This is a genomic window from Chitinophaga sp. 180180018-3, assembly GCF_037893185.1.
In the GTDB taxonomy this organism is placed as follows: domain Bacteria; phylum Bacteroidota; class Bacteroidia; order Chitinophagales; family Chitinophagaceae; genus Chitinophaga.
Map to the genome: position 1 here is coordinate 4007952 of NZ_CP140772.1, position 19120 is coordinate 4027071.

Here is a 19120-nt window from a genome sequence, read left to right on the forward strand (position 1 = left end):
TGTTGCGGGTTTAAATAATCGAATATGTCAGGAGTGTATGCGACTACTGCTATGCCACGCAAATGGGCCATAGCAGCATTATTGATATTTATTCTTGCCGGTTGCACTTCTTCATCCACCTCTACTCACCAGCGTAAAGTGTATATCGGCAAGCTGAACGGAAAATATACCATCTACCGCAACGATCAACCTTTCCTGGTGAAAGGGGCTGCGGGAACAGACGACTTGCTTAAACTCCGCGATGCCGGAGGCAATACAATTCGCACATGGGATACCACGCACCTGGGCCAGCTGCTCGATAGCGCCTACGCTAACAATATAGCGGTTATTGCCGGCCTCTCCATCCCTCCCAGTATTTATAAGGAATTTTATGAAGATACGGCTAAAGTAGCGGCACAATATAACGGGGTCAGGGATATAGTAACCCGTTACAAATCGCATCCTGCATTACTGATGTGGTGCCTGGGCAATGAAGTCGATTTCCCCTACCGGCCGCAATACGCCAACTTCTACAGGGCATACAACCGCCTGCTGAAAACGATACACGAACAGGACCCCGATCATCCGGTCACTACAGCGCTCGTTAACTTCAACAAGCGCTGCCTTTTTAACATCCGGCTCAAAGTATCCGGCCTGGATCTTATTTCCATGAACATCTTCGGCGATCTCCGGAACCTCCATAAAAACCTGGACGATTTTTCCTGGTGGTGGAATGGCCCTTTCCTCATCACCGAATGGGGTATCAACGGGCCCTGGGAATCTGAGTTTACTGCCTGGGGAGCTCCTATTGAAAATACCACTACCAAAAAAGCGGCGCAATACCAGGAGCTCTATGAGCAGCATATGCCGGTAAATAATCCCCGCTTCCTCGGCGCCTGTATTTTCTACTGGGGCAATAAACAGGAGGTTACGCATACGTGGTACAGCCTGTTCAGTGCGGATGGCGCCGCCTCAGCAACCGCTGGTGTCATGCAATACCTGTGGACCGGCAACTGGCCTGCCCATAAGGCACCGGAATTGAAGTATATGCTGCTGGGCGGCAAAGGTGCAAGGGATAATATCATTTGCCTTCCCGATACCCTGCAAACGGCGGAAGTCTTTTTTCAAAATACGCCCGACAGCAGCTTGCGTATCGAATGGGAATTGCTGGCGGAAGACTGGTATTCAAAGGATCGCTTCGTTCCTAATACCGCAAAACCGGCGTCATTTAATACACATTTTACCAGCATCAACGGGAACAAGGCAACCTTCCGGACGCCATCGAAAGAAGGACCATACCGGATATTTGCCACTGTCTATAATAAATACGGGCAGTTTGCTGCTACCAATACACCTTTTTACGTAATCGGCCGATGATCCAAAAAACCGAAATGATTTCTCCTCCTTCCAGGAGAGAAAGATTTACCCTGAGACTCATGATAATCCTGGGCGTCTGCAGCCTGGGCTACATGATGTATTATCTATTGGATAAAAAACAGATTAACTATGCTCCTTTCTATTGGGTGCTGATAATAGGGATTGCTTTCAACTGCCTGCGTGTGCTGCATGAATGGTATCACTATTTTTCAATTACTGTTCCCGCTCCTGCCGAAAAGAAACAGGATTTTACAGTAGATATACTCACTACCTTCTGCTCCGGGGAACCTTATCCCATGATAGTGAAAACGCTTACCGCAATCAAAGCCGTTCAATATCCGCATACCACGTGGCTTTGCGATGAAGCAAATGATCCTTACCTCATCGAAATATGCCAGCAGCTGGGCGTGCGTCATGTTACCCGCACCACCCACGAAAATGCCAAGGCCGGCAACATTAACAACGCGCTAAAACAGGCCACCGGAGAGCTTTGTGTGGTGATGGACCCGGATCATGTACCCGCTCCCGGTTTCCTGGATCCGATTGTAGATCACTTCAACGATCCGGCAGTAGGGTTTGTTCAGGTCGTGCAGGCATACAGCAACCTGGGCGACAGCCTCGTGGCTAAAGGTGCTGCGCAGCAAACCTTCCAGTTCTATGGGCCGATAATGGCCACCATGAACAGTTACGGCACCGTGCTGGCCATCGGCGCCAACTGCACGTTCCGCAGGAAAGCACTGGATTCTATCGGCGGCCACGCAGCAGGGTTATCGGAAGACATGCACACCGCCATGCAGCTGCATGCAAAAGGCTGGAAATCCATTTACGTGCCTGCTGTACTTACACGCGGACTGGTACCATCTACCATGTCGGCCTACTACGCACAACAGCTCAAATGGGCCAGAGGCACCGCAGAACTACTGGTTACCTCCTACGTTAAACTGTTCCCGAATTTTACCTGGCGCCAGCAATTGCACTACGGTACTATTCCTTTTCATTATTTGTCGGGGTTCATATTCCTGATCAATTTTCTCATCCCCATCCTATCGCTCATTACCGGCCGCATTCCGTTTCATGTAGACATGGTAGATTTTGCCGTGATATGCCTCCCTGCTATTGCATCCATTTTCCTCGTCCGCCATTTTGTACAAAGGTGGGTAATGGAAGAAGAGGAACGGGGGTTTCATGTGGTAGGCGGACTATTGCTGATTGGCACCTGGTGGATATATATCCTGGGTATCGTATATACAATTATCCGGAAAAAGGTACCGTATATACCTACCCCTAAAGACGACAGCGGGGCGGATAACTGGTGGCTGAATATTCCCAATATGATGGTACTGCTGGCTAGTCTGGGCGCCATCATCTACGGGCTGGGGTATGACTGGAATCCCTATTCCATTGCGATGGCAACGTTCGCAGGCGTCAATTGTTTTATCATGGCGTTTAATATCATTGCCAGTTTTCGCCTGCACCGGTTACTGGCACAATGGCCCCTTGCAGGTACTATTTTACGCTACCCCCTGCCGCTGAAAAAACAGCTCTGGCTTTTCCGTCATCTTCACCTGTATACACTTGTACGAAAGCTGGGCTTACCGCTGCTGCTGGCGGTGGTGTTCGCAACCTGGTATACCATGCAACGTAATCCGGAACCAAAGGCCGGGAGCATGCCCACTCATATGGAAACCGGTGATAAAGTAAGGTGGTCCGACCTCGTAGCGGCCGACGACCCGCCAGTTTCCGTCCGTAGCCATTTTCATGCGCTTCCGGATACGATCCGCGGATTGAGTTACAACAAAGGCGTTCCCTGGTTCAAGAACCGCTATGCACTCACCCGGTATGAGGTAAACAGGGATTTTACCGCCATGAAAGCCCTGGGCGTAAATACCATCCGTTTTTTTGGTCCGGGTATATACGATCGTAACGTACTCCGTGTGGCCGCAGAGCAGGGCATACACCTGCATTACGGTTTCTGGATCCCTGATATCAGGGATATGAAGGAAGACAGGAGCATGCTGAATGACCTGCACTCCACGATCCTTGACGCGGTTACTTCCCTGAAGAACAATCCGCAGATCACCGCGTGGAATATAGGTAATAGCGCCTTACAACGTCTCTCCCAACAATACTATACACCTGATCAGCCATACCAGCAAAAAGCCTGGCTCAACTGGCTTCAAACGCTAACAGCAGCCATCAAAACCACCGATAGCAGCAGGCCGCTTACCCTGGAAGTGGAACTGACAAATCATATCAATACCGACCTGCAGCAACTGCAACAGCTATTACCTGCCGTTGATGCCTTTGGTATCGTAGCGGGCGCCGACAGTAGCGGTAGCTACCAGCTTGCCACCAGCAGTGTGCCTCACTATATCAGCGAGGCGCCGGTGCCGTGGTATACCCGCCTCACACCCGCTGCCAGAAACGGTTTTGTTGCCCCCTGGCAGGATCTGGAAACGAGGGACTATGTTACATTCAACGGGTTAACGGATCACAGCGGCCGTTTCAAACCGGCTTATTATCAGCTGGGCCGCGTGTGGGGCCAACTACCCGCAGCAGCTGCGCTGTTGCCGGAGCTCCACATCCTGCGTCCCGCACGGGCTACGTATCCCGGCAGTCGGCTCACCTACTATGCGCTGGTGAAACACGATGGGCAATGGACATTTCCCGGCGACCCCGAAAAAGGTATTTCGTTTGAATGGTATCTTGTAAAATCAGATCTCTATGGTAATAATATCTTCAGGAAAAAAATGGGAACCGGCACGTCAGTTACCTTCCCAATTCCGGAGAAACCTGACCAACACTGGCTGTATCTGGAAGCAGTAAAAAACGGACAGGTAATTACTACGTCGTCGCCCCTGAATACACCGGTATGGCCCGTTTCAGGGCGCCAACAACTATCAGCGAAACCACTGCGGGAATAACGGTATAGCCATCCCGTTTTTTTCAGTTAACTTCATACGCAAAGTTTTATATCCATGAAGATAGCTACTTACAATATCAACGGAGTTAACGGCCACTTACCGGTGCTGCTCCGCTGGCTGGAAGAAAGCGCACCCGATATTGCGTGTTTGCAGGAACTGAAAGCCCCGCAGGAAAAATTCCCGGAACAGGCCATACAGGAAGCAGGCTACACGGCCATCTGGCATGGACAAAAAAGCTGGAACGGTGTTGCCATACTTTCGCGCATCGGGCAACCGGAGGAGCTGCGGCGCGCACTGCCCGGCGATCCGGACGATGTAAACAGCAGATATATCGAAGCCGCTATCAACGGAATCGTTATCGGATGCCTCTACCTGCCTAACGGTAATCCCGCTCCCGGCCCGAAGTTCGATTATAAACTCAACTGGTTCCAACGGCTTACCGGTCATGCACAATCACTGCTCGATCAGCAAACACCTGTCATACTCACCGGCGATTTCAATGTAATGCCTACCGAACAGGATGTATACAAACCCGAAAAATGGGTGGATGATGCACTGTTCCGGCCGGAAACCAGGGCTGCTTTTCATAACCTCGCCGGGCAGGGCTGGACGGACGCCATCCGTACATTATACCCCAACGAAAAGATCTATACCTTCTGGGACTATTTCCGCAATGCGTACGGACGCGATGCAGGCCTGCGGATAGACCACTTCCTGCTTAGTCCGCAGCTGGGGCCACGCCTCCGCGCCGGCGGTGTAGACCGTAATGTGCGGGGCTGGGAAAAAAGCAGTGACCACGCTCCCGTTTGGATTGAACTCGCTGATGTACCTGGAAAATAAGTTTGTTTTCTTTTTGAAGAACCAACTTTTTATCTACCTTTGTTAAGGCATTTTTTAAAGCAAGGAATTGGAACAATACAGAGATAAGATAGAAGAACATGCTGCTGCTATGGAGCGAATGGGGCTCACCCCTGTGGCTGCCCGCGTGTTTGTTTACCTGTTACTCAGTGAGGAGCATCAGGCTACCTTCGAACAAATGGTCACCTATTTCCGGGTAAGCAAAAGCGCGGTATCCAACGCACTGAAAATGCTGGAGTCGACTAAGATGGTAGGCTCCAAAACCGTTGGGGGCCAGCGTAAACGCTACTTCTATGCCAGTCTGCGAAGCCTCTTCGGAGAAGATTATATGACCGCCAGGATGAAACAATTCATTACCCTGCTCGATGATATCCGGATAGTACGCAACACTAAAGACGACTTCAGCCAGGAGCTTTCCGACGTAGGTACATTCTACAAAATGATGCTGTTTGAAATTCCGTTGATATTAGAGCGATGGAGAAGAACAGTTGAAATGAATAGAGAAAGATAATATTTCTCTTTTTTTTGCTCAGTTAGTTCTTAAAGTTCAGAACTAAAAGAAATATAATGACATAAGATGAAAACGGGTATGCTTTTACCGCTGCTGGCCATCTGTATCCGGGTGGGCGCGGTTATTCCTTTGCCCCAGGCCGACACCTCCGCTCCTGCTTCCGGCCCCTGGCCACTCGATAAATGCCTGGAATATGCCGGTAGTCATAATCATGAACTATTGGCCGGCGCTGCATCCGGCGCGGCCGATAATACCGGTACCAAAGCAGCTTTGGCTCAGCTGGCGCCCTCCCTTTCTGTTAAAGGAGGCCTCGACAACTACTGGAAAATACCCGTACAGGTATTTCCCGGGGAACTGGTAGGAAAGCCTCCCGGCACTTTCGTGCCTGTGAGAATGGGAACACCCTGGATGGGTAATTACAGTGTGGAAGCCAATGTACCTCTGGTTGATCCGAAAATATGGCAGGATATACGCATGGCCCGCCTCCGGCAACAGGCCGGCACCGCGGAGTATAGCGCGTTACAGCAACATCTCATTGAAAATGTAAGCATGGCCTGGTACATGGTACAACTCCAGGAGGCATACCTCGCGGTCATGTCTTCTTCCTACCAAAACTACCAGGAAATACATACACTCATCGGCCAGCAGTTGCAAAAAGGATTGACGGATAAGATCACCTTTAACCAGTCGGCCGTACTGCTGAAAACCCGGGAAGACGCCCTCCTGAAAGCCGGCGCTGCGCTGCAGGAAGCCAGCACCGACCTGAAATTCCGGATGGGTTATCCTATGTACGACAGCCTTGCAGTACCTCCTCTCGCCGAACTGCCTACTCCCGTTGTTGCCGGTTTCAATAGTGCATTGCTGCCCGATTATGCGGCAGAAACGCTGAAGGTGAAACTGGCGGAACACCGCTACCGGTCAGCACGCACCTCGTGGTATCCGTCGCTCCGCTTCACCGGCTCGTTGCAGCAACTGGGCTTTGGCAATCAGCTGAACTTCATCACGAAATCACCCTGGTATACGGTAGGTTTTGCGGGCATACAGCTGCAGGTACCTTTATCTGTGGCTGATATATGGCATAAGCCACATCAGCAGAAACAGCTGTGGCAGCAGGCCGTCGAAACATTTAAACAATATGAATCAACACAGCAAAAAGCGTGTATCCGTGAAAAGCTGCAGCTGGAGCAGGCGATGAGCAGTGTACGGTTGCAAGAGGAAAAAGTAACACTGGCCGAAGAAAACGAAGCATTAAGCACACAAAAGATCCGCAAAGGCATTATTGATATGATACAGTTGCGGGAAGTCCAGAAAGATCTTTACGAAGCACAAGCCCGGCTGAACGAAGCCCGGCAAGACTTCTTCCGGCATTATACCACACTTAACTACCTACAAAATAAATAAGCCCTGCATGAAAAAGTATATAATGATGGCAGGTATTGCAATGATGGCCATAGCCTGTAAAAAGAAAACGCAACATTATACGGTACAAACACGGATGATCAGTGATGCCGTATATGCTTCCGGAGAGATCATGCCGGAATCGTATCATTTCCTGAAATCCAATTCAGCGGACCTGTTACTAAAAATGCTGGTAACGGAGGGCGACAGTATCCGCAGTAACCAGGAAGTGGCCATACTGGGCACTCCCAGCCAGTTAACACAACTAAACCTCCTGAGCAAACAGGCCACGCTGGCAGAACGCAATACCAGCAGCAACGCGGCTGCTTTGGTGGAGCTGCAGGAAAACATAGCACTGGCGAAAACAAAACATGAACAGGATCTCATCAATGCCACCCGGTATACAGAGCTGGCCAGCACCCAGGCGGTGTCTGCAAAAGATGCTGAACAGGCACGGCTTCAGGCCAGCCAGAGCGCTACCAGCTACCAGGCTTTGCAACAACAATACCGCACTAAAAAGAATGAGCTGGATGAAAAATCGCTCCAGGTGCAACAACAATTAGCAGCTATTGCACAAAGCCGGGAAGGAAAAGTATTGAAAAGCCCCGTCGATGGCCGTGTTTTCAAGGTATACCTCAAGGAAGGCGACCTTGCTCCACTGAATGAGCCGGTAGCCATGATCGGCACACCCGGCCACTTCAAACTGGAATTGCTCGTCGACGAGCGCGATATCAGCCGCATTGCCGCCGGCCAAACCGTTTATTTCGAAACAGAGGTATACAACAATCAGCAGTTCAGCGCAACGATCAGTAAAATCATTCCCCTGCTGCAAAAAGAAAGTCGCAGTTTCCAGGTGGAGGCAACGGTAACGGATAAACGAACATTCTATCCGCAATCGTCTGTAGAAGCCAATATCATTGTGAGGGACAGTGCGCGCGCATTGGTGATTCCGGCGGCTTACCTGCTGAAGGGCGACAGTGTATACCTGCAACAGCCTGGCGGACTGCGGAAAACAGCCGTTACTACCGGCGTAAAAAACGACAACTGGATAGAGATTAAGCAGGGCCTGAAAGCAGGAGACGTCATCGCACAAAACGAGTAATGTATGAAACTATTCACCAACATTTCGCTGGCTGCTTCGATTGCGTTCACCCATATGCGTACCCGGTTGAAACAGACAGTAATCGCCACTGTGGGCGTTACCTTCGGTATTACGGTTTTTATTTTTATGGTGAGTTTCATTCAGGGTAGTAACGAATACCTGAAGAATATTGCGTTCGAACAATCGCCGCACCTGCGCCTGTACAACGAGGTACATACCTCCGAAGAAAGTGTGCTGGACAGGGCAAGGCCGCAGGCATTGAATTTCGTGAGCCATGTGAAGCCGAAAGATCTGCTGCCCAACCTGAAAGACGGCGGGCATATCCTGCAGCAACTCCGGCAGGATCCCAGAGTAGCAGCCATTTCCGGCGTTATCAATACGCAGGTATTTTACCGGCTGGGCTCCAGTAGCGTCAATGGGATGATAAATGGTATACATTGGGAAGATGAGAACGCGTTGTTCAACCTGCAATCGAAGCTGCTTTCAGGCAGCCTCCGTGAGCTGGCCGTACGTCCGAACAGCATTGTAATGGGCACCGGGCTGGCCAAACGGCTGAATGTCAAAACCGGCGACCGCCTCATGATCACTACTGAAAAAGGGAACAACTACTATGTAACGGTAACGGGTATATTTAAAACCGGCATGTCTGATATTGATAAGCTGCATAGCTATGCCAGTCTGGCTACGGTACAACGTTTCCTGGAAGTACCCGCCTCCTATATCACCGATATCAGGATAAAGCTGCACGACATGGAGCTGGCTCCGGCCATGGCGAAGGAACTGCAGGCCAGGTATGGCTTCCAGGGGAGCGACTGGCAGCAGGATAATGCCGTTATCCTGGAAGGTGATGTTATCAGGAACATGATCGTATATGGTGTAGCCGTTACCATATTGCTCGTCGCGGGTTTCGGCATTTTCAACATACTAACGATGATGATATACGAAAAGATGAAAGACATCGCGATACTGAAAGCCATGGGATTCTCGGACACGGATATACGTAGTATTTTTCTCGTACAGGCGTTGGTGATAGGTGTAGCCGGATCTTTGCTGGGATTGCTGTTCGGGCTGTTATCGGCCTATGGTATTTCTAAAGTACCTTACAAGAGCGATGTGATGGTCACCCTGGATCATCTTCCGGTAAGCTTCAGTATTGTTTATTACATCACAGGGTTTTCTTTCGGCATTCTTACCACTACGCTGGCAGGTTATCTGCCCTCCCGTAAGGCCGCGCATGTAGATCCTATCACTATTTTAAGAGGATAGATTATGAACCTGATTGAAGTACGTCATATCAATAAATATTTCTACCAGCCCGCGGAGATGCAGGTATTGAAAGATATCAGTTTTGATATAGAGAAGGGGAAATTTGTTTCCATCACCGGTAAATCCGGCAGTGGTAAATCTACCCTATTATATCTGCTGTCTACCATGGACACCACTTTTGATGGTAGTATCCGGATCAATAACGAAGAAATGCGGGGCAAGAGCAATCGCTGGCTGGCCGATTTCAGGAATCATCATATCGGCTTTGTGTTCCAGTTTCACTACCTGCTGCCGGAATTTACCGCGCTGCGGAATGTGATGTTACCGGCGCTGAAGCAGGGGAAATACCGTAGTGATGAAATTGAGCAACAGGCCTTGGACCTGCTGCAGCTGCTCGGTGTCGGCGACCAGGCCGGCAAGCGGGCGTCGCTGCTCTCCGGCGGCCAGCAGCAGCGCGTAGCTATTGCCCGCGCACTGATCAATGAACCGCTGATCATCATGGGCGATGAACCCACCGGCAACCTCGACAGCCACAACGCTGCGCTGGTATTTGACCTTTTTAAAAAGCTCTCTGCAGAAAAGGGACAAACGATACTAACGGTCACGCATGATGAAGATTTTGCGCGGCGTTCGGATCATATTATCCATATGGTGGATGGAGAGATTATTGCGTAGGATCACCGGTATACCATCTTGTTCAACCGCCTCATTTCCTGAGAAGATTTTTTATGCCCGGCGGCAGCAGCGCGGCTGAAGTAATGCCGCTCCCAACGGGTAGACCTGGAAACACCTGTTCCATTTTTATAACAGAGGCCAAGGTTGTAGCAGGCCAGTTCCTCGCCCTGCCTGGCAGCTCTTCTGTACCAGTATATCGCCCGGTGCTCATCTGTTTTCACTCCTTCGCCATAGAAATATGCATAACCGAGGCTAACCTGTGCTGCTCTAATACCCTGAGCTGCCGCCAGCTTATACCACTTCACCATTTCCTTTTTATTCATGGGTACCACTTCTCCCTCACTGTAAAAAGTTCCGATATTGAACTGGGCATCCGGGTGCCCTTGCTTCGCCGCTTTCATATACCAGCGGAAGGCTTTTTTCTTATCTTCCTTTACTCCCTTCCCAAAATCATAACAGGTCCCGATATAAAACTGCGCCCGCCGGTGCCCATTCGATGCCGCATCATGCCAACATGCGTATATCAGCCGCCAGTTGCGCTTGTCAGCCTCCGCCTCAAATGCCAGGTAGTAAGCATAGCGAAAGAAATGATTTTGTTCTCTTTTTGATGATTTATTTGCCATCGCTTCTTCATTAAAAGCCGCGCAAATATAATATACAACACGCTCCCGGCCGTTCCCTTCCGGCAGCCCGGCAACGTTACCTTTTATACGCCAGCAATCGCAGTGCGTTAAAAACCACTACCAGCGTGGATCCTTCATGCGCCATTACTGCCGGCCCTATGGAAGCAATGCCCAGGATGGTAAGCGGTATGAGAATAGCCACCATACCTAAACTTATCCAGAGGTTTTGTTTGATGATCCGGCTGGCTTTGCGGGAAAGTCCGATCGCAAAGGGTAAGAGCTCCAGCTTATCGCCCATCAGGGCGATATCTGCTGTTTCCAGTGCTACGTCGGAGCCAGCGGCACCCATGGCAATACCTACGGTGCTGTTGGCCATGGCCGGGGCATCGTTTACGCCATCGCCCACCATTGCTACCTTGTTTTCCTGCTCCCGCAGCTTTTTAATAGCTGCTACTTTCTGTTCCGGCAGCAAGCCTCCCCAGGCGTCTGTGATACCGATTTCTTTTGCAACGGCATCTGCTACCTGCTGGTTATCGCCGGTGAGCATGATCATACGGCGAACACCTACGCTCTTCAGCTGTTCCAGTGCACGGCGGGCTTCTTCCCGTGGCGTATCCATCACTGCAATGATGCCCAGGTACACCTTACCTTTGCGGATCACCATGGTAGTGTTACCGGTTGCTTCCAGTTCCTGCACCCGGCGTTTCAGCTCCGGCGAGGGTTTATCGCTATCCAGTTCATCGAACAGGGCGAGGTTGCCGATAAAAACAGATTCGTTATTCAGCGTGGCTTTGATTCCTTTTCCCAATAGCGCTTCCAGCTGCTCTGCCTGCGGAATGATGGCGCCGTTGAGTTTCGCCCGACCGTCTCTTACAATGGCCTTCGCCAGCGGGTGATCGCTTAATGCTTCCACGGCAACGGCAAGCTCCAGCAGACTGTTTTCGCTGGCGCCATTTACCGGTATCACCTGTGTTAACCGGGGCTTTCCTTCTGTAAGGGTGCCGGTTTTATCAAACGCTACGGCTGTTAAATTGCCCAGGTCTTCCAGCGGACGGCCACCTTTCACCAGCACGCCCATGCGGGCTGCCCTTGCTACCCCGCTCAATACAGCACTGGGAGTAGAAATGGCCAGGGCACAGGGGCTGGCAGCTACCAATACGGCCATGGCCCGGTAGAAACTCTGGCTGAAGGTCTCATCTCTCACTAAAAAAACAAAACAAAGGAGGAATACCAGGATCAAAACGGCCGGAACAAAGAATTTTTCAAATCTGTCCGTAAACTGCTGGGTAGGCGATTTCTGCGTCTGCGCTTCATTCACCATTTTCACCAGTCGCGATATGGTGGAATCCGCGGCTGTTCTGGTCACTTTTACTTCGAGGGAGCCATTGCCATTGATGGTTCCGGAAAATACCCTGTACTTCGCATCCAGCGTTTCTGCCTGTTGCAGGTTAATATTGCTGTCGGCCACCGCTGTTTTATCAACCGGCACGCTTTCCCCTGTGATAGGGGCCTGATTCACGCTGCTGCTACCGCTTACGACTACCCCATCTGCAGATATTTTCGTATTGGGTCTTACTACAATTATATCACCTGCTTTGAGCTGCTCTATTTTCACTTCCGTTACATTATCGCCCTGCTTCAGAAACGCCGTTTTAGGCGCCAGATCCGTCAGTGCCGCTATAGATTTACGCGCTTTCTCCATCGCATAATGTTCGAGTGAATGCCCGAGGCTGAACAGGAACAGCAACAGCGCGCCTTCTTCCCACTGGCCTAAAATAGCTGCGCCGATGGCCGCTACCAGCATGAGAAAATCTATTTCAAAGCCGCCTTTGGCAATGGTTTCAATGGCTTCTTTCGCAGTGAAGAATCCTCCGAAGAAATAGGCGCCGATAATTAATATCAGCGGAACCAGGGAAGGCACTGCGCCCGAAAGCGACAGCAGGTAACCGATACCCAGCAAAGCCCCGCAGATCAGGCTGAAGAAGAGTTCTGTATTCTTTCCAAATATGCCACCATGACTATGCCCGTGCGCTCCGCCCTCACCATGTGCATGATCATGTTTGGACTCCTTATGGTCATGCCCTTCATGCGAATGATCATGATGTGCATGATCATGCGGCGCTTCCGGTTCCCGTTTGCGGATATGCTCTTTTTCCAGGAAATCCAGCACCGCCTGCCGGGTGGTCAGGTTATTGTCGAATTCCACATGAATGGCGCCGGTGCCAGCCACATAAGCGTCTATAATACCTTTTCTGCGCCTAAGTAACTCCTCAATAAAACGAGCACGGCGAGGTTCTCTGATTCCTTCCATTTCCAGATTCAGGTGGCCGTAACGCCTGGTAATTTCGGCTCCTGCCGCAATGGCCATCGCCTCTACCCTGCTCAGTGTGATCTTGTCGGGGTCGTAATGAAAACAAAGCTTCTCTTTTGATTCCCCATCTGCCGGTACAAAATGTACTTTTTCTATCCCGTCCCGTCCTTCCAGCATACTGCTGATGAGGCGTATACACTGATCTCTTTCATCTGCCACTTCCGGCAGGATAAGGTTAAGATCTATTTTGAGTTTCTTCATAAATTAATAGCTTTTCGTCCCTGGATGTCAGCCAGGGAAAATATCATTTAATCATTGTGCTGATGTTAGTTGGTAAGTTACGCTAACCCGGGGGCTGCCAGCAGGTTACAAAGAGACTAAGATTCAATATGACATTGAATAACCTCATGTATACAAAGCTAAGTATTCCGGTGTTTAAAGAGTATAAAAATTTTTAAACTATAGTTGCAAAAAAGACGTAGATATAGTAGGTCACTGCCCATATCCGGGGGTAAACAGCAGACATTAAAAAAAATATGTTATCCGGCTAAACAGAGGACTGTCCGGTTATCCGAAAATGGAAAAGAAAGCTTAATATTGATATGTGAGAAGGAGGTCTTTGTAATTGAATCAACCGTATCCTGCATATACTGTCATGTTAATCTTCCGGGATTAGCCATGTTCAGCTATAGTTTTTACAGTTACAGCAGACGATATACAGATGAGGTATGGCTAAACCTATCTTACGAATGAAGAACACACTACTGCCCCATAGTAATCACGAGCAATTTTTCAAGGACGCATTGCAACATGCACCAATGGGTGCTTTTCTGTCCGGACTGGACGGGAATTGTTATTTTGTTAACCAGGAATGGGAAGATATCTCCGGGCTTTCTGCAGCTGAATCAGCTGGGACGGGTTGGCTGAAGGCCATAGTGGAAGAAGACATTCCCGTGGTGAACGAAGTGATACAGAATGCACTCGCTAACCGGCAGTCGACCTTCAATTTTTCCTACCGTGTCTGTCATCCGGAAAAGGGTGTTCGCCACTGTAAAATATATGCCCGCATTTTTTCCGAGGATTCCGAAGAGCGCCAATATTTTATTGGTTATGTAGAGGATATAACGGAGGATGTGCAGCATGAGAAATACCGGCAACAGACCAGCCAGCAGCTGGAGCAGGCTAAAAGTCTGCTGGATTACAGCCAACAACTGAGTAAAACAGGAGGCTGGGAATACAACCTCCGTACAGGAGAAGTTTTCTGGTCCAGGCAATCCTATCGCATATATGGCGTTCCCGACGATTTTGTGCCGGATTTTAAAAAGGTAATAAATCTTTATGAACCTGAATCAGGCCTTATACTGGCAGAACTGGTACGCCGGGCAGTGGAAGAAAAAATACCGTATGATATTGAGTTGAGAAGACAAACACCTGCAGGGGTGCAATGGGTCAGGAGTCTTTGCGACGTTGTTGTTGAAGATGAAAAGGTAGTGATGTTGAGAGGTGCGGTAATGGATGTTACCGAGAAAAAAGAAAATGAACTGGCTCTTCAACAGGCAGAATTAACGCTGAAACAACGAAATTTTCTACTGGATATCAGCCAGGAGCTGAGTAAAACCGGTGGTTGGGAAATGAACCTGGAAACGGGCCAGAATTTCTGGACCAAACAAACATACACGATTCATGATGTGGATGATAGTTTTGATCCCACTATGCAAAATATCCTGGAATTGTATGACGAAGAAGAACGGGAGAATATTACCAAATCACTGAATGAAAACCTACAAAGCGGAGAAACCTTTACCAGCGATATCCGTTTCAAAGAACGGAAATGGCTGAGATTTGTCGGAGCGCCAGTATTCAGGGACGGGAAAATCGTTATGCTGAGGGGCGCCGTTATGGATATCACACAACGCAGGAAAGATGAGCAGACATTGGTGGACGCCAAGAACGCTGCAGAAGATGCGGCTAAAGCAAAATCAGATTTCCTGTCGATCATGAGCCATGAAATACGTACTCCTTTAAATGGCATCATCGGCATTGCTAATCTTTTAAAATTAAGCTATACGCCGGATCAGGAGGAATATATCACCAATCTTGCCTTCTCCTCAGATCACCTGCTTCAGCTGATCAATGACATACTTGATCTGAACAAGATGGAAAGCGACAATCTGGAGCTGGTACAGGCAGAAGTGGATCTTCCGGAATTGGTGAAGCATATAAAAAACCAGTTCCGTTCCCTTGCTGAACACAAGGGGATCCGGCTGCAGACAGAGTTGGATAAAGAGATTCCGAAAAAGATCCTCGCCGATCCCATCCGGCTCAGCCAGATACTCAATAATCTTGTCAGTAATGCGCTGAAGTATACAGATGAAGGCAGCGTAACAATATCTATCAACCTGAAATCAATAGAGAAAGATAAAGTGACCCTGCATTTTGAGGTTAAAGATACCGGAATTGGTATCCCTGAAGCCCTGCACCAGACGATATTTGAGAGCTTCCGGCAGGTGCCGCAGTCGCCCGGACGGGAACAATCCGGCACGGGTCTGGGTCTCACCATTACCCAGAAACTCATTCGGCTGCACAACAGCGAAATCTTCCTGGAAAGCAGTCCTGGTAAAGGCACTACGTTCCATTTCGATCTCATCTTTGTAAAAGCTACCCGGAAGAATACACCTGCGAAAAGCTCCACGCCGTCCGACATTTCTGCCTACGCCAATAAATTCGCGGGAATGTCCGTACTGTTTGTGGAAGACAATCCGGTGAACATCATGGTAGCCCAAAAGCAGCTGCGGTATTTTGGTATTGTTCCTCATGGCGTACAAAGCGGCAGAGAGGCCCTGGCGCTACTGGAAGATACCTCTTTCGATGTGGCGTTCATCGACCTGCACATGCCGGAAATGGACGGTTATGAGCTGACCGCCGCGATCCGGCAGCAATACCCGGATATGCATATCGTAATTTTCACGGCAGATATTCTGGCCACTGTTCGACGCAGATTTGCCAAAATGGGGATCTTCGATATTCTGAATAAACCATTTTTCCCCCGTGAGATGTTGTCAACCCTGCTTAAAATTGCCCAGATAAAAAAAATGAAGATCTGACCCAAATCTAATTGCTAATTTTTCACGCTAAACTTAACCCGGGAATGACAAAAACAAAATGGCTTGTTGAGCCCAACCGTATCATTATTTATCCTTCCTTTATACTGCGCCTGATTGCGCTCATCAGCGGCGGCATATTGACCGGCATCTGGCTTTTTTTCATTATTTCCACGATGCAATACGGCGTTAACCCTGGAATATTCCTCGGGCTTATTTTCATACTGATCATGGTGCTGATAATGATCGCAGCCGGTAATACTACGCTGACTTTCGATGCAGCCACCCGCAGGATGTATAAAAGGCCATTTGGCATATTAAGCGCGCAAACGCTCGACTTCGACCAGATTGCCGCCATACAGAGCGTTGGCGGCACCACAGGAATGACCTACCGGGCTTATCTCAAAAGCGACCGCCATGGCAAAGGCATCATCATATCTCCCGGTTTTAGAGATGCACAGGATAAGAATGCTATCCGCTTCCGGCAGGAAGTGCTGCCCCAGCTGGAAGCAATGGTAGCAGGCGGACAGCCAACCGCTGCCAACACAGCGCCTCTGCCAATTACCACCTTTGAATATTATGATGAGAAAGACAATGTATATACCCTGAAACAATCGAAGACAGGGAACATTGTGCTGGTTATTATCCTGCTGGCAGTATGGGGCTGGATGTGGTATATGCCCGGCATTAGCAAAACAAACAGTCAAAAAATGTGGCCGCTGGTACTATTGGCCATTCCTATCTTGTTAATCATCTATGGCCTGTTCACCACCATATCACTGGATAAAAATAACCGGAAAATTGTTCGTGCTTCTTTTGGCAGTCTTTTCAGAAAGGAATATTCCTTTGATGATTTCGTTCGTTTCCTCATCGTACGGAAAACAACTAATCTGGTGTACGCAGGAACAGATGTACGCATGCAGCTGAACGTCCGTAACCAGTCCAGGGAACTCAATCTCCGCTCCTTCCAAAAAACAAATAAAATAGAACGTTTCCTTGAGGAAACGGGCAGTATACTTGAACGATAAACGCTCACCTGTATGACCAGATATCTATGGCTATGCCTGCTCGCGATGGCATGCAAACAAAAGCCTGCACCGCATTCCGGTGGTACTGAAACCGCGGATGTAATAAAAGAGATTGAATTCAGTCAGGCTGGAGGCGACCTCGGTTTCGCACAATCCCTGTCAATATCCCGGGATTCAGTGCACTATCATTATTTGCTTGGCGCCAAAAATGAGACCTGGAGCCTGGATACGCTTAGTTCCCCGGAGTTGTGGAATGAATTAATCAGCAAGGCGGATACGGTGAAATTTGCAGCGTTAAAGAGTGGCGGGAGCAATCAGCCGGCGGATGGGATTGATACGAAGGTTACAATAAGCATGCAATCGGGGAAACGTTTGGAAGTAACGAATGCGCAGGAGCCTGGGAATCGGGAGTTGATGCCTTTTTTTGATCAGTTGTCGCGGATAGCGGGCGGATATGTGAGGAGAGCGATGAAGTTATAAAGGAGTGGTGGCGGCTATGATGCAATCCGGCACTTATAAAATTATACTTCCGCACATCGCCCGACAACGAGCTTCAGCATTCATATAAGAGCAACAGCGAAAATTCCAGCGTATTATTATTACCCGCTAAAATCTTCGCTGTTGCTCTTGATTCTTTATTTCCGGCGCTCCATTAATGCACCTGCACATCCTTCATCTCCGGCGACCCCTCAATCACATTCACCAACTCAGGATGCTCCTTCTTTTCACGGCTCAGTATCCTTCTGATAAGCAAAAGGCTCAGCAACATACATAAGGCACCAATCAGGAAGTGTATACCCGGGAAATAGAAAGGCGCCCGGTCACTCGTGAAATAACTAAATGTACCATTCATGATAAGCGGACCAATGATCGTAGTCAGACTCATCAGGCTGGTTAGCGCTCCCTGCAGCTCTCCCTGCTGATTACCCGGCACATGACCGGAAATAACGGATTGCAGAGAGGGACCACAGATCCCGCCAAGACAGTAAGGTACCAGGAAAGCGAACATCATCCAACCTTCTGTGGCAAAGGCAAATAATACCAGCCCCAGGGTATAGAGAGACAGCCCCATATAGATGCTTTTCTCATTCCCGAATTTTGGCACCACTACTCTTGTCAGACCAGCCTGTACAGCTCCCACGAGCACGCCTACTACTGCCAGCGACATTCCTACCATGCCTTCTGTCCAGTGAAAACGATAGATCGTGAAGAAGTTCCAGTTACCCTGAATAGCCTGTGCGCCAAGGTAAATGAGGAAAAAGCTGAGCGACAGTGCACTGATCTCCGGATGTCGTGTCAGGAATTTCAGCGATCCAAAAGGATTGGCTCGTTTCCAGTCGAACGGACGGCGGTTCTCTTTACTCAATGATTCAGGCAGGAAGAAAAACCCATACAAACAGTTGAGCAGGCAAAGCACAGCCGCTGCATAAAAAGGCGCTCTCAGGCCCCAGTGTGCCAGCAGGCCACCAAGTGCAGGGCCCAATACGAAACCCAGTCCGAATGCAGCTCCGATCAATCCGAAGTTCTTAGCCTTCGTGGTTTCATCAACGCTCACATCAGCAATATAGGCGGTAGCTGTAGTGAAGCTGGCGCCTGTGATACCTGCTACTACCCTTCCGATGAACAACCAGCCATAAGCCGGGGCCAGCGCAAGGATGATGTAATCGATACCAAACCCCAGCAGGGAAACCAGCAATACCGGCCGGCGGCCAAACCGGTCGCTCAGGTTACCTACCACCGGGGCAAACATAAATTGTGTAATGGCAAAAACGGATAATAACATCGCACCGTAGGTACTGGCCTGATTCACCGGAATGCCTTTCAGCTGGGCAATCAGATCCGCCATTACCGGGATGATTAATCCCCATCCCATTACGTCGATCAATAATGTGATAAAAATAAAGCCCATTGCAGACTTCCTGGATGTTTGCATAGTATGAGTGGTTTAGAAAATTTGAATGTAAGGC

14 protein-coding genes are annotated in these 19120 nt (G+C 49.3%); 11 read left to right on the plus strand and 3 right to left on the minus strand.

Translation table 11 applies throughout. The features are described from left to right. Positions 1–24 precede the first annotated feature (24 nt). The 8 genes from UNH61_RS15785 (at position 25) to UNH61_RS15820 (ending at position 10090) form a co-directional block, all read left to right on the plus strand. The gene (locus tag UNH61_RS15785) at positions 25–1356 is read left to right on the plus strand and encodes a glycoside hydrolase family 2 TIM barrel-domain containing protein (protein WP_326992927.1); all 1332 of its coding nucleotides are present in this window, start codon (positions 25–27) and stop codon (positions 1354–1356) included. Further along, positions 1353–4280, plus strand: a complete 2928-nt coding sequence (locus UNH61_RS15790; RefSeq protein ID WP_326992928.1) for a glycosyltransferase family 2 protein — start codon at positions 1353–1355, stop codon at positions 4278–4280. The genes UNH61_RS15785 and UNH61_RS15790 overlap by 4 nt, the downstream gene beginning before the upstream one ends. A gap of 54 nt (positions 4281–4334) precedes the next feature. Continuing rightward, on the plus strand, positions 4335–5120 hold the full coding sequence (gene xth, locus UNH61_RS15795) for an exodeoxyribonuclease III (RefSeq protein ID WP_326992929.1): 786 nt from the start codon (positions 4335–4337) through the stop codon (positions 5118–5120). Between the two features lie 67 nt (positions 5121–5187). Continuing rightward, a complete protein-coding gene (locus UNH61_RS15800; protein ID WP_326992930.1) occupies positions 5188–5649 on the plus strand; it encodes a hypothetical protein in 462 nt (153 codons plus the stop codon). Positions 5650–5715: 66 nt separating this feature from the next. Then, positions 5716–7050 (plus strand): TolC family protein, encoded by a 1335-nt coding sequence (locus UNH61_RS15805; RefSeq protein WP_326992931.1) that lies wholly within the window; start codon positions 5716–5718, stop codon positions 7048–7050. A 7-nt stretch (positions 7051–7057) separates the two neighbouring features. After that, positions 7058–8149, plus strand: a complete 1092-nt coding sequence (locus UNH61_RS15810) for an HlyD family efflux transporter periplasmic adaptor subunit (protein WP_326992932.1) — start codon at positions 7058–7060, stop codon at positions 8147–8149. Between the two features lie 3 nt (positions 8150–8152). Further along, entirely contained in the window at positions 8153–9415 is a 1263-nt protein-coding gene (locus UNH61_RS15815; RefSeq protein ID WP_326992933.1) for an FtsX-like permease family protein, read from the plus strand. Positions 9416–9418: 3 nt separating this feature from the next. After that, a complete protein-coding gene (locus tag UNH61_RS15820; RefSeq protein WP_326992934.1) occupies positions 9419–10090 on the plus strand; it encodes an ABC transporter ATP-binding protein in 672 nt (223 codons plus the stop codon). A gap of 2 nt (positions 10091–10092) precedes the next feature. On the opposite strand, the gene UNH61_RS15825 is transcribed toward UNH61_RS15820, so the two are convergent. Next, complete coding sequence (locus UNH61_RS15825; protein WP_326992935.1) at positions 10093–10713, minus strand: tetratricopeptide repeat protein; 621 nt, start codon at positions 10711–10713, stop codon at positions 10093–10095. 76 nt (positions 10714–10789) lie between these two features. Beyond that, the gene (locus UNH61_RS15830; protein ID WP_326992936.1) at positions 10790–13285 is read right to left on the minus strand and encodes a heavy metal translocating P-type ATPase; all 2496 of its coding nucleotides are present in this window, start codon (positions 13283–13285) and stop codon (positions 10790–10792) included. Positions 13286–13773: 488 nt separating this feature from the next. Between UNH61_RS15830 and UNH61_RS15835 the strand changes: the two genes are divergently transcribed. The 3 genes from UNH61_RS15835 to UNH61_RS15845 are packed head-to-tail and all read left to right on the plus strand — an operon-like array spanning position 13774 to position 17633. Continuing rightward, positions 13774–16128, plus strand: a complete 2355-nt coding sequence (locus tag UNH61_RS15835) for an ATP-binding protein (RefSeq protein ID WP_326992937.1) — start codon at positions 13774–13776, stop codon at positions 16126–16128. 44 nt (positions 16129–16172) lie between these two features. Next, on the plus strand, positions 16173–17153 hold the full coding sequence (locus tag UNH61_RS15840) for a hypothetical protein (RefSeq protein ID WP_326992938.1): 981 nt from the start codon (positions 16173–16175) through the stop codon (positions 17151–17153). 12 nt (positions 17154–17165) lie between these two features. Continuing rightward, positions 17166–17633 (plus strand): hypothetical protein, encoded by a 468-nt coding sequence (locus UNH61_RS15845; protein ID WP_326992939.1) that lies wholly within the window; start codon positions 17166–17168, stop codon positions 17631–17633. A 172-nt stretch (positions 17634–17805) separates the two neighbouring features. Here the strand turns inward: UNH61_RS15845 and UNH61_RS15850 are convergent, their stop codons facing one another. Continuing rightward, entirely contained in the window at positions 17806–19086 is a 1281-nt protein-coding gene (locus UNH61_RS15850; RefSeq protein WP_326992940.1) for a TCR/Tet family MFS transporter, read from the minus strand. Positions 19087–19120 lie beyond the last annotated feature (34 nt).

What these genes read in the sequence shown, in the direction of transcription:
- UNH61_RS15820 (WP_326992934.1), top strand. Translation starts at nt 9,419, where the DNA reads ATGAACCTGATTGAAGTACGTCATATCAATAAATATTTCTACCAGCCC.
- UNH61_RS15790 (WP_326992928.1), top strand. Translation starts at nt 1,353, where the DNA reads ATGATCCAAAAAACCGAAATGATTTCTCCTCCTTCCAGGAGAGAAAGA.
- UNH61_RS15850 (WP_326992940.1), bottom strand. Translation starts at nt 19,086, where the DNA reads ATGCAAACATCCAGGAAGTCTGCAATGGGCTTTATTTTTATCACATTA.
- UNH61_RS15810 (WP_326992932.1), top strand. Translation starts at nt 7,058, where the DNA reads ATGAAAAAGTATATAATGATGGCAGGTATTGCAATGATGGCCATAGCC.
- UNH61_RS15840 (WP_326992938.1), top strand. Translation starts at nt 16,173, where the DNA reads ATGACAAAAACAAAATGGCTTGTTGAGCCCAACCGTATCATTATTTAT.
- UNH61_RS15835 (WP_326992937.1), top strand. Translation starts at nt 13,774, where the DNA reads ATGAAGAACACACTACTGCCCCATAGTAATCACGAGCAATTTTTCAAG.
- UNH61_RS15815 (WP_326992933.1), top strand. Translation starts at nt 8,153, where the DNA reads ATGAAACTATTCACCAACATTTCGCTGGCTGCTTCGATTGCGTTCACC.
- xth (WP_326992929.1), top strand. Translation starts at nt 4,335, where the DNA reads ATGAAGATAGCTACTTACAATATCAACGGAGTTAACGGCCACTTACCG.
- UNH61_RS15830 (WP_326992936.1), bottom strand. Translation starts at nt 13,285, where the DNA reads ATGAAGAAACTCAAAATAGATCTTAACCTTATCCTGCCGGAAGTGGCA.
- UNH61_RS15845 (WP_326992939.1), top strand. Translation starts at nt 17,166, where the DNA reads ATGACCAGATATCTATGGCTATGCCTGCTCGCGATGGCATGCAAACAA.
- UNH61_RS15785 (WP_326992927.1), top strand. Translation starts at nt 25, where the DNA reads ATGTCAGGAGTGTATGCGACTACTGCTATGCCACGCAAATGGGCCATA.
- UNH61_RS15825 (WP_326992935.1), bottom strand. Translation starts at nt 10,713, where the DNA reads ATGGCAAATAAATCATCAAAAAGAGAACAAAATCATTTCTTTCGCTAT.
- UNH61_RS15805 (WP_326992931.1), top strand. Translation starts at nt 5,716, where the DNA reads ATGAAAACGGGTATGCTTTTACCGCTGCTGGCCATCTGTATCCGGGTG.